This window comes from Amycolatopsis sp. NPDC114505, from assembly GCF_055633615.1.
Genome location: NZ_JBVKDV010000002.1, coordinates 591,851 through 605,913 on the forward strand (window position 1 = coordinate 591,851; position 14,063 = coordinate 605,913).

The following is a 14,063-nucleotide window of genomic DNA, read 5'->3' on the forward strand; positions in this document are numbered from 1 at the left end:
CGTGCCCGCGACACTGCAGTGCATCGTCCTGGATTGTCCGGAACCGGTGGTGCTCGCCCGTTTCTACCAAGCCCTGCTCGGCGGCGAGGTGGACCGGCCGGACCCGCGGTGGCGGGTCGACGAGGACTGGTCCACCGTGCACGTCAACGGGATCGTCCTGGGTTTCCAGCGGTCGTTCGACTACCGGCCGCCGCGCTGGCCGGACCCGTCGTTCCCGCAGCAGTTCCACCTCGACTTCGAGGTCGACGACTTCCGCGAGTCCCACCACCAGGTGCTGGCGAACGGCGGCCGGCTCCTCGACCCCGACCTCGGCGGCCGCGGCTGGCGCGTCTACGCCGACCCGGCCGGGCACCCGTTCTGCCTCCTCGGCGACTACTGACCGGACTGCGGGACCGCCGCGCGTTCGGCACGATGGGCACATGAGCGTCGCGTTTCTGGGAACCGGGATCATGGGTGCGCCGATGGCGGCCAACATCGCGAAGGCGGGCCTCGACGTCCGGGTCTGGAACCGGACCCCGGCGAAGGCCGAGCGCCTCGCCGACGTCGCCACCGTCGCCGATTCGGCGGCCGCCGCGGCCGAGGGCGCGGACATCCTGGTGACCATGCTCGCGGACGGACCCGCGGTCGCTTCGGCGTTCGAAGCCGCTTCGCCCGCTTCGGGCACGTTGTGGCTGCAGATGAGCACGGTCGGCCTCGACTGGACCGACCGCCTCGCCGCGGCGGCGGAGAAGGCGGGCGTGGTGTTCGTCGACGCGCCCGTGCTCGGTACGCGCACCCCGGCGGAGCAGGCGCAGCTGCAGGTGCTGGCATCCGGGCCGGACGAGGCCCGCCCCGCGGCGACGCCGGTGTTCGACGCGGTCGCCGTGAAGACGCGGTGGCTCGGCCCGGCCGGGCAGGGGAGCCGGCTGAAGCTGGTGGTGAACGCGTGGGTGCTCGCGCTGACCAACGCCACGGCCGAGAGCCTCGGCCTGGCCCACGGCCTGGGCCTGGACCCGTCGCTGTTCCTGGAGACGATCAAGGGCGGCGGCCTCGACGTCGGCTACGCGCACGTGAAGGGCGCGGCGATGCTGGCCGGCGAGTACCCGCCGGCGTTCCCGGCGGGCTTGGCGGCGAAGGACGCCCGGCTGGTGGTGGAGGCCGCGGGCACCGACGTCGACGTGGCGGGCGCTCGCGCGGCGCTGGCCCACCTGGAGGCGACGGTGGAGGCGGGCCACGGCGAAGAGGACATGGCGGCGCTGTACCTCGCGGTGGTGAAGGACGCCTGACCCGCTCGGGTCAGCCCGGGAGGAGCGTGGCGAGGCGGTCGATGCCCAGCCCGCTCGTCATCAAGCGCTCCTTCGCGTTCCCCAGCAGCCGGCGCGTCCACGGCGTGAAGCCGCCGTCGCCGACTTCGGCCGGCTCGCCGCCGAAGGCCGCGTAGACCTTGAAGCACAGCCCCTCGTAGTACCCGCCTCGGCCGCCTTCGCGGTCCGGGAACGCGTGGACCGGCACCGGGACCCCGTCGAGCAGGTCCTCGAACCGCGGGTCCAGCACCGTCACCCCGAGCGAGACCGCGGTGGCCCCGAGCGCGAAGCAGCCCGCCGCCATGAGGCGCGCGTGCTCGGCCGCCGCCGTCCGCTCGAACTCCAGGCCGCCGGTGTCGCGGCCCGCCGTGACCGCGCCGAACAGCGAGAAGTGCGCGAACAGCCCGGCCGGCACGCGCTGGGCGCGCACCACGCGCTGGACGGTCGCCAACCGGACGACATCCCCGGCCGGGCGCCGGACCGCCGCCTCCAGGGCCAGTCCCGTCGTGGGGTCCGCCGCGACCTCGGTGCCGCGGCCGGTCGGCACCACCCGGTGCTGGGCCAGTCCCGTCACCGCCGACTGCGTGCCCAGCGGGACCAGCGGCGCGAGCGTCACCAGGTCGAACGACGACGACGCCGCGGCCAGCACCACGTCCTCGACCCGCCGCACCGACGCGAACGGCAGCGGGCTCGCCGCGACGAACCGGTCGTCCCGGTGCCGGCGGAGCACGTCGGCGGGAGCCAGCCGGGCCGCGCGCCGCCGCGCGATCTCCAGCTGGACCGTCGTCAGGTCGGCGCCCGGCAACGCGGCCAGCACGTCGGCCGCGGCTCCGGCCGGGCCGGCGAGCACCCGGCGACCGGGCCCGTCGTCGTGTCCCATCGCCCAGGTGTACCGCCCCGCGACCGCCGGAGCGAGGCGTTTTCCGGCCCGCGCGGGGTGACACGGTCGGGGACCCGGCCAGGCGGTAACCTCACCTGCACCCAAGACGCCAAGTCACACAGTGAACCGAGGAGGGCCCGTGTCGGCAGGGCAGATCGCCGCGTTGATCGCCGCAGGAGCATTCGTGGTGCTGGTCGTCCTGCTGGCGATCCCGCTGATCAAGCTCGGCAAGACGCTGGACGCGGCCACCGAGGCGATCGAGCGCACCAACAGCAACACCGACCCGCTGCTGGTCGGCGCGAACCAGACGATCACCCACGTCAACGCCCAGCTCGAGCGGGTCGACGGGATCACGTCGAACGCGCAGGCCGTCACCGGCAACGTCTCCGCGCTGACGTCGGTGTTCACCGCGACCCTGGGTGGTCCGCTGGTCAAGACCGCGGCGCTGTCCTACGGGCTCAGCAAGGCGATCCGGGCGCGCAAGAAGAAGAGCGCGCTGAAGGCAGCGAAGAAGGCCGGCAAGTGAAGCGGCTGTTCTGGCTCGGTGTCGGCGTGGTCGCCGGCGTCGCCCTGTCCCGCAAGGCCGCCGAAACCGCTCGTCAGGCCACTCCGGCCGGGTTAGCATCGAACCTGGGCGAGGCCGTGCGCGAGCTGGCCGGCGCCGTCGGTTCGTTCGGCGCCGAGGTGCGCGCGGGCATGAGCGAGCGGGAGCAGGAGTTGCACGACATGGTCGAGGAGCGGACGGGCGTGGTGACGCCGCAGGCGTCCGGCCGGCACGCCGCCGACCGCCGCCCCGTCCGGCGAGCTCGCCGGGCGGAGCGCTGACCGGTCGCGCCCGCGCGACCCGGGGCCGCTCCGCCGCCGACGTCCTCCCACTCCGGCACCACAGCACAAGGACTGACCCGTGGACACACACGAAATCACCGATCGTTTCCTGCGCCATTTCGAGAGCAAGGGCCACACGCGCGTGCCCAGCGCGCCGCTGATCCTCGACGACCCGAACCTGCTGTTCGTCAACGCCGGCATGGTGCAGTTCAAGCCGTACTTCCTCGGTGAGGCGCCGCCGCCGTACCCGCGCGCGACCTCCGTGCAGAAGTGCGTGCGCACGCCGGACATCGACGAGGTCGGCAAGACCACCCGGCACAACACGTTCTTCCAGATGGCCGGCAACTTCTCCTTCGGCGACTACTTCAAGGAAGGCGCCATCGAGAACGCCTGGGAGCTGATCACCAAGCCCCAGAGCGACGGCGGCTTCGGCCTCGACCCGAACCGGATCTGGGCGACCGTCTACAACGACGACGCCGAGGCGGCCGGCCTGTGGCGCAAGCTCACCGGGCTGCCGGGCGAGCGCATCCAGGAGCGCGACGGCAAGGACAACTACTGGGACATGGGGGTGCCCGGTCCCGGCGGTCCCTGCTCGGAGATCTACTACGACCGCGGCCCGGCGTACGGCCGCGAGGGCGGCCCGGTCGCCGACGAGGACCGCTACATCGAGATCTGGAACCTCGTCTTCATGCAGGACGTCCGCGGCGACCTGAGCCCCAAGCTCGGGCACAAGCCGATCGGCGAGCTGCCGAAGAAGAACATCGACACCGGCATGGGCGTCGAGCGCGTCGCGACGATCCTGCAGGGCGTCGAGAACGTCTACGAGACCGACCTCGTGCGCCCGGTCATCGGCCGCGCGGAGGAGTTCTCCGGCCGCCGCTACGGCAGCAACCACGCCGACGACGTCCGGTTCCGCGTGATCGCCGACCACGCGCGCACCGGCGTCATGCTGATCGGCGACGGCGTCACCCCGGGCAACGACGGCCGCGGCTACGTGCTGCGCCGGCTGCTGCGCCGCATCGTCCGCTCCACGCGCCTGCTGGGCGTGCAGGAGCCGGTGCTGCAGGAGTTCGCGAAGGTCGTGCGCGACACCATGGGCCCGACCTACCCCGAGCTGGTCGCCGGGTTCGACCGGATCAACGAGGTCGTCCGGATCGAGGAGGAGGCCTTCCTCTCGACCCTGACGAGCGGTTCGCGCATCTTCGACCTGGCCGCCGAGGAGACCAAGCGCGGCGGCGGCGACGTGCTGGCCGGCGACAAGGCCTTCCAGCTGCACGACACCTACGGCTTCCCGATCGACCTGACCCTCGAGATGGCGTCGGAGCAGGGCCTGTCCGTCGACGAAGACGGCTTCCGCACGCTCATGAACGAGCAGCGCACCCGCGCGAAGGCGGACGCGGCGGCGCGCAAGACCGGCCACGGCGACCTCTCGGAGTACCGGAAGGTCCTGGAGCAGCACGGCGAGACCGAGTTCCTCGGCTACACCGACCTGCAGGCCGAGGCGAAGGTCGTCGCGCTGCTCGAAGACGGGCAGCCGGTCCGCAGCGTCTCGGCGGGCAAGAAGGCGGAGCTGGTCCTCGACCGCACGCCGTTCTACGCCGAGAGCGGTGGCCAGGTCGCCGACACCGGCGTGCTGCTCGGCGACGGCGTCGAGCTGAAGGTCCTCGACGTGCAGAAGATCGTCCCGGGCCTGTTCGTGCACCGCGTCGAGGTCACCGACGGCGAGGTCGGCCTGGACACGAAGCTCACGGGTTCGGTCGACGCGCACCGGCGCCTCTCCATCGAGCGCTCGCACTCCGCGACGCACCTGGTGCACGCGGCCGTCCGCGGCGCGTACGGCAAGCGCGCGGCGCAGGCGGGTTCGCTGAACTCGCCGGGCCGCATGCGGTTCGACTTCACCACGCCGGGCTCGGTGTCGGCCGACGTGCTGACCGAGGTCGAGCAGGAGGTCAACGACTACCTGCAGACCAACGTCGAGGTGCGGAGCTTCACCACGACCAAGGACAAGGCCCTCGAGCTGGGCGCGGTCGCGCTGTTCGGCGAGAAGTACGGCAACGACGTCCGCGTGGTCGACATGGGCGAGTACTCCCGCGAGCTCTGCGGCGGCACGCACGTCGACCGGATCGGCCAGCTCGGCCTGGTCAAGCTGGTCTCGGACGCCTCCATCGGCTCGGGCGTGCACCGCGTCGAGGCGCTGGTCGGTTCGGACGCGCTGAAGTACGTCCGCAAGGAGCAGCTGCTGGTCTCGCAGCTGGCGAACACCTTCAAGGTGCCGTCGGACGAGCTGCCGGGCCGCATCGAGGACGTCCTGACCCGGCTGAAGAACGCCGAGAAGGAGATCACGCAGCTCAAGACCCAGCAGGTGCTGGGCTCGGCGGGCGCGCTGCTCGACAAGGCGCAGGAGATCGGCGGCGTCACCGTGGTGGCGGAGGTCGTCCCGGACGTCGACGGCAACGGCCTGCGTGCGCTCGCCTCCGACATCCGCGGCCGGCTCGGCGCGCGGCCCGGCGTGGTGGCGCTGTTCTCGCCGGCCGGCGAGAAGCTGAGCTTCGTCGTCGCGACGACGAAGGCGGCTCAGGACAAGGGCATCGCGGCGGGCAAGCTCGTGCCGTCGTTCGCGGAGAAGATCGGCGGCCGCGGCGGCGGCAAGCCCGACATGGCCCAGGGCGGTGGCACGAACCCGGCCGGCGCGAACGACGCGGTCACGGCCCTGCGCTCGGCGATTGCCGGCATTGGTTAACCGCGGGAACCGCGGCCCGGACCGGCCTGGGGAAGGCGATCCGGGCCGCGGGCGCCGGCTCGGCGTCGATGTCGGATCCGTCCGGGTCGGGGTCGCGCTGAGCGATCCGGCACCGGTGCTCGCGTCGCCATTGGTTACCCTCTCCCGCGATGCGACCGACGACAGTGATCTGGACCAGCTGGCCGCCCTCGTCACCGAGCACGAGGTGGTCGAAGTGATCGTGGGCCTCCCGCGAACGCTCGCCAACCGCCAGGGACCGGCGGCCGAGTCCGCGATCGCGTACGCTGACCTTCTGGCCGGGCGCGTCGCGCCCGTGCCGGTCCGGCTGGGCGACGAGCGGCTGACCACGGTCACCGCATCCCGCATCCTCTCCCAGCGCGGGGTCAAGGGCCGCAAGCAACGCGCGGTGGTCGATCAGGCCGCCGCCGTGGAGATCCTGCAGGCCTGGATCGACGCCGCAGCTGCGCACCGCGCCCGGGAGGGAGACCGATGAACGAGCAGCCACCTGAGTCCTCACGCGGGCGCAGGCGACTCCGCGAGCCGGGACCGGCCACACCGCCGCCGTCCCGGCCCGCACCGCGTCGTGCGGACCCGCACGACCCCCACGCCAGTGGGTACCAGGAGCTTCCGCAGCCTTCGCGCCGCGGTGGCTCCCAAAACAGTGGCTCCCAGGAGCTGCCCCAGCCGTCCCGCCGGGCGCGGCCCGAACCGGGCCACGACCCGCGCCGCGACGCGCAGGCCGGCCGTCGTCGCCGCCTCGAGCCGCCGGGCACGCTGCCCCCGGCCGACGAAGACTTCGACCCCCGCGACGCCGAGCGGTCGGCCCCGGTCCGGGCCCGCCACGGCCTCGACGACGGTGCCGACGCCCAGCCCCCGCGCCGCCGCCGCACGGACCCCGGCGAGCCCGCCGAACCCCGGCGCCGCCGCCCGGCTCCGCCCCCGGCCGCGGAGGAGGCGGCCCCGCGCCGCCGCCGTCCCGCGCCGGTCCCCGAGGAGCCGAGCCGTCGCCGGCCGTCCCCCGAAGAGCTGGCCGAGGCCGAAGCCGCGCGCAGGCACCAGGCCATGCTCGACCTGGAAGAGGCCGCCGAGGCCCAGGCCGCGCGGCTGCGCGGCGCGCCGGACGAAGGACAGGCCCCGCGCCGCCCCCGGGGCGCCTCGGACGAGGTGGCCGACCTGGCCCGCTTCCGGGCCGCCTCCGAAGGCGCCGAGCCGCCGTCCGGCCGGCGTCGCGCCGCTCCCGACCCGGTCGAAGCCGCCGAGCCGCGGCGGCGCCGGGCGCCCGATCCCGACGAGACCGGCGATTCGCGCCGGCGTCGCGCGGTGCTCGACCCGGACGCGGCCGACCCGCGTCGGGCGACCCCGGACTCCCCGCGGCGGCCCGTCCAGCCGGGTGACCGCTCTGTCGGCGTGCCCGAAAGCGGCCTGGAGCCGCCCCGGCGTCGTCGCCCGCCGCCCCCGCCGGTGCGCGAGGAACCGGTCACCGACATCATCCCCGCGCAGACCGCTCCGCCGCCTCCGGCCGAGCCGGCGCACGAGGAGCCCGAGGAGTTCTTCGCCGAGGACGACGAGTACGCGCAGTACGACGAGGACTACGACGAGTACGACGAGGGCGAGTACGAGGACTACGACGACGCCGAGTACGAAGACGACTACGAGGACGAACCGGCCAAGCCGCGCAAGAAGAAGGGCAAGCGCGCCCTCGGCTGGGTCGCCGCGCTCGTGGTGATCGTGCTGCTCGCGGGCGGCGCCTACTACGGCTTCAACAAGATCTTCGGCTACGAGGACTTCGAGGGCTCCGGCGACGGGGACGTCCTGTTCCAGGTCGACGACGGCGACTCGACGTCGGCGATCGGCGCGAAGCTCGCCACGGCGGGCGTGGTCGCCAGCGGCAAGGCGTTCGTCAAGGCCGGCGAGGACAACCCGAAGCTGTCGCGGATCCAGCACGGCTTCTACGTGATGAAGTCGCACATGTCCGGGGCCAGCGCGGTCGACCGGATCCTCGACACCGGCTCGCGGGTCGGCCAGCTGGAGATCCGGCCGTACACGCAGTTCGACGACATCACCCAGCCCGACGGCAAGGTGACGCCCGGCGTGTACAGCCTGATGGCGAAGGCGTCGTGCGCGCAGATCGACGGCAAGAGCACCTGCGTCACGGCCGACGCCCTGCGCAAGTTCGTCGACGGCGCCGACCTCAAGACGCTCGGGGTGCCGGACTGGGCGATCGAGCCCGCGAACAAGGCCGACCGCAAGGACCGCAGGCTCGAGGGCCTGATCGCGCCGGGCCTCTACGACGTCCGGCCCGGGGCGACTCCGCAGGAGATCGTCGGGCAGCTGGTGCGCTCCTCGACCGAGGCGATCCAGAGCGCCGGGCTGAGCCCGCAGTCGACCGGCCCGGGGATGACGCCGTACCAGACGCTGATCATCGCCTCGATCATCGAACGCGAGGCTGTGAAGGCCGACTTCGGCAAGCTCTCGCGGGTGATCTACAACCGGCTCGGGATCAACATGCGGCTGCAGATGGACTCCACGGTCAACTACATCCTGGACCGCCCGACGCTGCTGACCGACGAGGCCGACCGCGTGAAGTCCGGGGCGTACAACACCTACAAGATCAACGGACTGCCGCCGACGCCGATCTCGGTGCCGAGCCCCGAAGCCGTCCAGGCGGCGGTGCACCCGGTGGCGGGGGACTGGGTCTACTTCGTCAAGTGCGAGAAGAACGGCCTGTCCTGTTTCGCGGTCACCAACGACGAGCACAACAAGAACCGGGATCTGGCCAGGGATCGCGGTGTCATCTGAGCCGCGCCGGGCGGCTGTCCTGGGCAAGCCGGTGGCCCATTCGCTGTCGCCGGTGCTGCACGGCGCCGCGTTCGCCGCGCTCGGCCTGACCGGCTGGACGTACGAGCGCATCGAGACGGGCGCCGAGGAGCTCCCCGGCCTGGTCGCCGGCCTCGGCCCCGAGTGGGCCGGGCTCTCGGTCACCATGCCGGGCAAGCGCGCGGCGCTGGACCACGCCGACGAGGTGACGCCGCGCGCGGCCGCCGTCGGCGCGGCCAACACCCTGGTCCGCACGGCGAAGGGCTGGCTCGCGGACTGCACCGACGTCGACGGCGTCACCGGGGCACTGCGGGCCGCGGGCGGCTACGAGCCGTCGCCCGGGGACACCGGCGTCGTCCTCGGCGCGGGCGGCACGGCGGCCGCGGCGGTCGTCGGGCTCGCGGCGCTGGGCGTGCGGCAGGTGCGCCTGGTCGTGCGGGATCCCGCGCGGGCCGGCGAAACCCTCGACGCGGCGAAGCGGGCTTCGCTCGATGTCGACGTGCTTCGCTGGTCCGAGACGGACTTCGCGGCCCTGGGGTCCGCGGCGGTGCTGGTGAACACCGTGCCGCCGGACGCGGTCGCGTCCCTGGCGGACGACCTCGCGGCGGTCGAGCACGTCCTCGACGTCATCTACCACCCGTGGCCGACGCCGCTCGCCGAAGCCGTCGCCGCCCGCGGGGGACGGCTCGCGACCGGGCTGGACATGCTGCTGCACCAGGCGTTCGGCCAGGCCGAGCACTTCACCGGCCGCCCGGCCCCGCGCGCGGCGATGCGCGACGCCCTGCGCGAAGCCACCGGGAACCTGCTGCCGCTGCCGATCTCGTAAATCCGCTTGCGCGGGTTGATAATCTGGTCGACTGCCTTGAAGAAGGGGGTCTACCGGAATGACCAGCCAAGAAGCGTTGAGCGAGGACGAGATCGAGTCGGGTTGGGTCGGCGGCGAGGCGCCGCAGCTCAACACCACGGTCACCCTCGTCGACTATGACCCGGAGTGGCCGGCGCGGTTCGGGCGTGAGGCCGCGCGGATCCGGGGCGCGCTGGGGGAGCGGGTGCTCGTCCTCGAGCACGTCGGCTCGACGTCGGTGCCGGGCCTGTGCGCCAAGCCCTGCGTCGACATCCTGTTGGAGGTGCCGGACTCCGACGATGAGGACGCCTACCTGCCGGCGCTGGAGGCCGCGGGCTACCGGCTCGTGATCCGCGAGCCGGACTGGGAGAAGCACCGCTGCTTCAAGGGCCCGGACACGAACATCAACCTGCACGTCTACTCGCCGGGCAACGGCCAGACGCCGCGCTACCGGCTCTTCCGCGACCGCCTGCGGTCGCACCCGGAGGAGCTGGAGCTCTACGCGACGACGAAGCGTGAGCTGGGTGCGAAGGAGTGGAAGTACGTCCAGCAGTACGCCGACGCCAAGACGGCGGTGGTCGAGGAGATCCTCGCCCGCGCGCGGGCCGAGCAGTACGACGGCTACAGCGAGGCCTACGCGTCGCACGCGGAGAAGTCCGTCACCAACGCCCTCTACGACCGGCCGGCGATCGTGGACCTGGCCGGCGACGTCGCCGGTCTGAGCGTCCTCGACGTCGGCTGCGCGGCCGGGCACCTCAGCGCGTTGCTGGCCGAGCGGGGCGCGGACGTCCTCGGCGTCGACGCCAGCGCGGGCATGGTCGAGGTCGCCCGCCGGAAGTTCGGCGGCGTCGCCCGCTTCGAGGTCGTGGACGTCAGCGGGCCGCTGCCGCTGCCGGACGGCTCGATCGACGTCGTCACGGCGTCGCTCGTGCTGCACTACCTGAAGGACTGGGGCGCCACCCTGGCCGAGTTCCGCCGGGTCCTCAAGCCGGGCGGGGCGCTCGTGTTCTCGGTGCACCACCCGGGCGAGGACTGGCACTGGTTCGACAAGGACGACTACTTCCAGCTCGAGCTGCTCGAAGACGACTTCGGCCTCGACGGGAAGCCGCACCCGGTCCGGTTCTACCGGCGCCCGCTGAGCTGGACGTTCCAGGCGGTGCGCGACGCCGGGTTCGCCGTCGACCGGCTGGTGGAGCCGATGCCGGTCCCGGCGGCGGACGAGGCCGACCCGAAGTGGGCGGAGAAGCTGCGGACGCAGCCTCGGTTCCTCTACTTCCGGGCGGTCAGTCCTTCTTAGCCAGGTCCTGGATGAGGTCGACGATCTCCCGGCTGACCGGGCGGAACACCCGCAGCCGGGAGAGCGCGGCCAGCCGGGCGATCAGCGGGACGCTGCGCTCCACCAGCATCCGGCTGCGCTTCTGGCCGGCCGAGCGGTCGTGGACCCAGAACAGCACCACGCCCATCTGGTAGAGCCAGAGCAGCTCGGGCAGCTGGCCGCGCAGCTCCGGGTCGAGCTTGACGTCGGAGCCGTCGACGACCTCGCGCATGAGGCCGATCGACGCTTCGCGGGCGGCCGAGGAGTCGTCGCTGAACGGGCTCAGCGGCGACTCCGGGTCGGCCGCGTTGACGAAGAACTGCGTGCCGAAGCGCTGGTAGGGCTCGGCGATGTCCAGCCAGCACAGCAGCACGGTCTTCAGGCGGGCGGCGAAGGCGGTCTCGCCGCCGATCCGGGCGCGGGCCTCGTCGAGGTGCTGCTTCGCGATCTCGTCGTAGAAGCCCTGGATCAGCTGTTCCTTCGACGAGAAGTAGTAGTAGGCGTTCCCGACGGAGACACCCGCCCCGGCGGCGATCGCCCGCATCGTCGTGCGGTCGTAGCCGTTCTCGGTGAACAGCCGCATCGCGGTCGTGACGATCAGGGACCGCGTTTCCTCGCTCTTGGCCACGTGCGGCACGTTAGCGCCGGGCACGTCAGGGCGCGGGGAAGGGCGGGGCCTGCGGCATGCCGTAGGGCAGTGGCGCCGGCTGCGGTGCCTGCTTGGCGGCCAGGTGGTGGCGCCGGATGCCGTTGAAGACCAGCACGTTCGTCAGGTGCATCACGCCGAGGATCAGCGCGACCACGCCGACCTTCACCGAGAGCAGCTCGAACACCTCGCGCGCGGTGGGCACCTCGGCGTGGCTGGTCAGGAAGAGCGTCACGAACCCGAGGCTGACCAGGTAGAAGCCGACGACCAGCAGCTGGTTGACGGCGTTGGCCAGGCCGGGGCTGTCGGCGAAGACCTCGGTGAGGAAGGTGCGGCCGTGCCGGCTCAGCGTCCGGGCCACGAGCACCGTCAACGGGATGCTGATCAGCAGGTAGAGGGCGTACGCCAGCACTATGCGGTCCATGGTTCCTCCTTGTTTTGAACGTGTTCAAGAAGGACGGTAGCGCTCTTTTTGAACGTGTTCAAGAGGGTAGGGTCACACCGACTGGGAGGTATCACCGTGAAACGCATCGCCGCCGGGTTGACGGCCGCCGCGCTCGTCGCGCTCTTCGTGCCCGCCACCGCTTCCGCGAGCTTCGGGACCAATGTGCGCTTCGCGACCTTCAACGCCTCGCTGAACCGGGCGGCCGCCGGGCAGCTGGTGACCGACCTCTCGACGCCGGGCAACGCCCAGGCGCAGAAGGTCGCCGAGGTCGTGCAGCGCAACCGCGCCGACGTCCAGCTGATCAACGAGTTCGACTACGTGCCCGGCAACCGGGCCGCGGACCTGTTCCGGAAGAACTACCTGGCGGTGGGGCAGAACGGCGCGAAGCCGATCGACTACCCGTACGCCTACACCGCGCCGGTCAACACGGGCGTGCCGACGGGCTTCGACCTCGACCGCGACGGCACGATCGGCCTCGGCAACGACGCCCAGGGCTTCGGCACGTTCGAAGGCCAGTACGGGCTGCTCGTGCTGTCGAAGTACCCGATCGACCTGGCGCACGTGCGAACGTTCCAGAAGTTCCTGTGGAAGGACATGCCGGGCGCGCTGCTGCCGGACGACCCGGCCACGCCGGCGCCGCACGACTGGTACAGCCCCGCGGAGCTGAACGTGCTGCGGCTGTCGTCGAAGTCGCACTGGGACCTGCCGCTGAAGATCGGCCGCTCGACGGTGCACTTCCTCGTCTCGCACCCGACGCCGCCGAGCTTCGACGGGCCGGAGGACCGCAACGGCACCCGCAACAACGACGAGATCCGCTTCTGGGCCGACTACGTGACGCCGGGGAAGGGCGGCTACATCCACGACGACCGCGGTCACCGCGGCGGTCTGGGCGCTTCTGAGCGTTTCGTGGTGGCGGGCGACAACAACTCGGACCCGCTCGACGGCGACAGCGTCCCGGGCGCGATCGAGCAGCTGCTGAACGCGCGGCGCGTCATCCAGACGCACCCGGGCAGCCGCGGCGCGGTGCTGGCGGCGCAGACCCAGGGCGGCGCGAACGTCGGCCAGCAGAGCGACCCGTTCTACGACACGGGCGACTTCAACGACGTCGCGCCGGGCAACCTGCGGACGGACTACGTGCTGCCGTCGAAGGGGCTGGTGCCGTGGCACGCGGAGGTGTTCTGGCCGGTCCCGTCCGATGCGCTGGCCCGGCTGAACGACGCCTCCGACCACCACCTGGTCCGCGTGGACGTGTTCGTGCCACTACGGTGAGATCATGCGGATCGCGATTCTCGACGACTACCAGGACGTCGCCCTGACCTTCGGTGACTGGGACTCGCTCAAGGCGGACATCACCGTCTTCACCGAGCCCCTCACCGACGTCGTGGCGCAGCTCCAGGGCTTCGACGCGATCGTCGCGATGCGGGAGCGCACCCGCTTCCCGGCCGAGGTGCTCGACCGGCTGCCGGACCTGAAGCTGCTGGTCAGCACCGGTCCGCGCAACGCCGCCATCGACGTCCCGGCCGCAAAGCGCAACGGCGTGGTCGTCTCCCGGACCGGGTACCTCGGGCAGCCGACCGCCGAGCACACCTGGGCGCTGATCCTCGCCGCGTCACGGAACCTGCCGCAGGAGTTCCGGAACATGCGCGAAGGCGGCTGGCAGACGACCGTCGGCACCATGCTGCACGGCAAGACGCTGGGCCTGCTCGGCCTCGGCCGGCTCGGGGCGGGCGCGGCGAAGATCGGGCAGGTCTTCGGGATGGAGACCATCGCCTGGAGCCAGAACCTGACCCAGGAGAAGGCCGATCCGCACGGCGTCACCGCGGTGTCCAAAGAGGAGCTGTTCGCGCGTTCGGACGTGCTCTCGATCCACCTCGTGCTCAGCAAGCGCACCCGCGGCCTGGTCGGCGCGGCCGAGCTCGCCGCGATGAAGCCGAGCGCGTTGCTGGTGAACACCTCGCGCGGCCCGATCGTCGACGAGGCCGCGCTGGTGGACGCGTTGCGGCGCAAGGAGATCCGGGCGGCCGCGCTGGACGTCTACGACACCGAGCCGTTCCCGGCCGACCATCCACTGAGGACGATGGACAACGCGGTGCTGACGCCGCACCTCGGGTTCGTCGCCCGCGAGACCTACGAGATCTTCTACGGCGACGCCGTCGAGGACATCGCGGCGTTCCGGGCGGGGGAGCCGATCCGGCTCATGGAGTGAGGCGTGCGGCCCGCCGGGGCCCGAGGTCCCCGCACCGGCCCGGCGGCGGGCCCGCACGAGAA

Annotated in this window: 14 protein-coding genes; 11 read left to right on the forward strand and 3 right to left on the reverse strand. The window is 72.2% G+C overall.

What is annotated here, in order from left to right; genetic code table 11:
- The first annotated feature begins 1 nt into the window (after nucleotide 1).
- Nucleotides 2–379, forward strand: coding sequence for a VOC family protein (locus ACZ7OU_RS20825; RefSeq protein ID WP_470238427.1), 378 nt, complete (start codon nucleotides 2–4; stop codon nucleotides 377–379).
- Between the two features lie 40 nt (nucleotides 380–419).
- Complete coding sequence (locus ACZ7OU_RS20830; protein ID WP_470256295.1) at nucleotides 420–1,265, forward strand: NAD(P)-dependent oxidoreductase; 846 nt, start codon at nucleotides 420–422, stop codon at nucleotides 1,263–1,265.
- A gap of 10 nt (nucleotides 1,266–1,275) precedes the next feature.
- On the opposite strand, the gene ACZ7OU_RS20835 is transcribed toward ACZ7OU_RS20830, so the two are convergent.
- A complete protein-coding gene (locus ACZ7OU_RS20835) occupies nucleotides 1,276–2,163 on the reverse strand; it encodes a hypothetical protein (RefSeq protein WP_470256296.1) in 888 nt (295 codons plus the stop codon).
- A 139-nt stretch (nucleotides 2,164–2,302) separates the two neighbouring features.
- On the opposite strand from ACZ7OU_RS20835, the gene ACZ7OU_RS20840 reads away from it, so the two are divergent.
- The 7 genes from ACZ7OU_RS20840 (at nucleotide 2,303) to ACZ7OU_RS20870 (ending at nucleotide 10,686) form a co-directional block, all read left to right on the forward strand.
- The gene (locus ACZ7OU_RS20840; RefSeq protein WP_470238424.1) at nucleotides 2,303–2,689 is read left to right on the forward strand and encodes a DUF948 domain-containing protein; all 387 of its coding nucleotides are present in this window, start codon (nucleotides 2,303–2,305) and stop codon (nucleotides 2,687–2,689) included.
- Nucleotides 2,686–2,988, forward strand: coding sequence for a hypothetical protein (locus ACZ7OU_RS20845; protein WP_470238423.1), 303 nt, complete (start codon nucleotides 2,686–2,688; stop codon nucleotides 2,986–2,988). Before ACZ7OU_RS20840 ends, ACZ7OU_RS20845 begins: the two co-directional genes overlap by 4 nt.
- A gap of 79 nt (nucleotides 2,989–3,067) precedes the next feature.
- On the forward strand, nucleotides 3,068–5,728 hold the full coding sequence (gene alaS, locus ACZ7OU_RS20850; RefSeq protein WP_470238422.1) for an alanine--tRNA ligase: 2,661 nt from the start codon (nucleotides 3,068–3,070) through the stop codon (nucleotides 5,726–5,728).
- Nucleotides 5,721–6,221 (forward strand): Holliday junction resolvase RuvX, encoded by a 501-nt coding sequence (ruvX, locus tag ACZ7OU_RS20855; RefSeq protein ID WP_470239014.1) that lies wholly within the window; start codon nucleotides 5,721–5,723, stop codon nucleotides 6,219–6,221. Before alaS ends, ruvX begins: the two co-directional genes overlap by 8 nt.
- Nucleotides 6,218–8,527: an endolytic transglycosylase MltG gene (mltG, locus tag ACZ7OU_RS20860; protein ID WP_470256297.1), complete on the forward strand. Its 2,310-nt coding sequence runs from the start codon at nucleotides 6,218–6,220 to the stop codon at nucleotides 8,525–8,527. The genes ruvX and mltG overlap by 4 nt, the downstream gene beginning before the upstream one ends.
- Nucleotides 8,517–9,371 carry a shikimate dehydrogenase gene (locus ACZ7OU_RS20865; protein ID WP_470256298.1) on the forward strand — a complete coding sequence of 285 codons (855 nt, stop codon included), beginning with the start codon at nucleotides 8,517–8,519 and terminating at the stop codon, nucleotides 9,369–9,371. Before mltG ends, ACZ7OU_RS20865 begins: the two co-directional genes overlap by 11 nt.
- A gap of 58 nt (nucleotides 9,372–9,429) precedes the next feature.
- Nucleotides 9,430–10,686, forward strand: coding sequence for a GrpB family protein (locus ACZ7OU_RS20870; RefSeq protein ID WP_470256299.1), 1,257 nt, complete (start codon nucleotides 9,430–9,432; stop codon nucleotides 10,684–10,686).
- Here the strand turns inward: ACZ7OU_RS20870 and ACZ7OU_RS20875 are convergent.
- On the reverse strand, nucleotides 10,673–11,332 hold the full coding sequence (locus ACZ7OU_RS20875; protein ID WP_470256300.1) for a TetR/AcrR family transcriptional regulator: 660 nt from the start codon (nucleotides 11,330–11,332) through the stop codon (nucleotides 10,673–10,675). The two genes, ACZ7OU_RS20870 and ACZ7OU_RS20875, sit on opposite strands and share 14 nt — an antisense overlap.
- Before the next feature lie 25 nt (nucleotides 11,333–11,357).
- Nucleotides 11,358–11,774 (reverse strand): hypothetical protein, encoded by a 417-nt coding sequence (locus ACZ7OU_RS20880; RefSeq protein ID WP_470256301.1) that lies wholly within the window; start codon nucleotides 11,772–11,774, stop codon nucleotides 11,358–11,360.
- A gap of 96 nt (nucleotides 11,775–11,870) precedes the next feature.
- Between ACZ7OU_RS20880 and ACZ7OU_RS20885 the strand changes: the two genes are divergently transcribed.
- Nucleotides 11,871–13,064 (forward strand): endonuclease/exonuclease/phosphatase family protein, encoded by a 1,194-nt coding sequence (locus ACZ7OU_RS20885; RefSeq protein ID WP_470256302.1) that lies wholly within the window; start codon nucleotides 11,871–11,873, stop codon nucleotides 13,062–13,064.
- A gap of 4 nt (nucleotides 13,065–13,068) precedes the next feature.
- Complete coding sequence (locus ACZ7OU_RS20890) at nucleotides 13,069–14,001, forward strand: D-2-hydroxyacid dehydrogenase family protein (protein ID WP_470238414.1); 933 nt, start codon at nucleotides 13,069–13,071, stop codon at nucleotides 13,999–14,001.
- The last annotated feature ends 62 nt before the right edge of the window (nucleotides 14,002–14,063 follow it).

Excerpts from the sequence above, each read along its gene's own strand:
- mltG (WP_470256297.1), top strand. The coding sequence starts at position 6,218 with ATGAACGAGCAGCCACCTGAGTCCTCACGCGGGCGCAGGCGACTCCGC.
- ACZ7OU_RS20880 (WP_470256301.1), bottom strand. The coding sequence starts at position 11,774 with ATGGACCGCATAGTGCTGGCGTACGCCCTCTACCTGCTGATCAGCATC.
- ACZ7OU_RS20830 (WP_470256295.1), top strand. The coding sequence starts at position 420 with ATGAGCGTCGCGTTTCTGGGAACCGGGATCATGGGTGCGCCGATGGCG.
- ACZ7OU_RS20870 (WP_470256299.1), top strand. The coding sequence starts at position 9,430 with ATGACCAGCCAAGAAGCGTTGAGCGAGGACGAGATCGAGTCGGGTTGG.
- ACZ7OU_RS20835 (WP_470256296.1), bottom strand. The coding sequence starts at position 2,163 with ATGGGACACGACGACGGGCCCGGTCGCCGGGTGCTCGCCGGCCCGGCC.
- ACZ7OU_RS20890 (WP_470238414.1), top strand. The coding sequence starts at position 13,069 with ATGCGGATCGCGATTCTCGACGACTACCAGGACGTCGCCCTGACCTTC.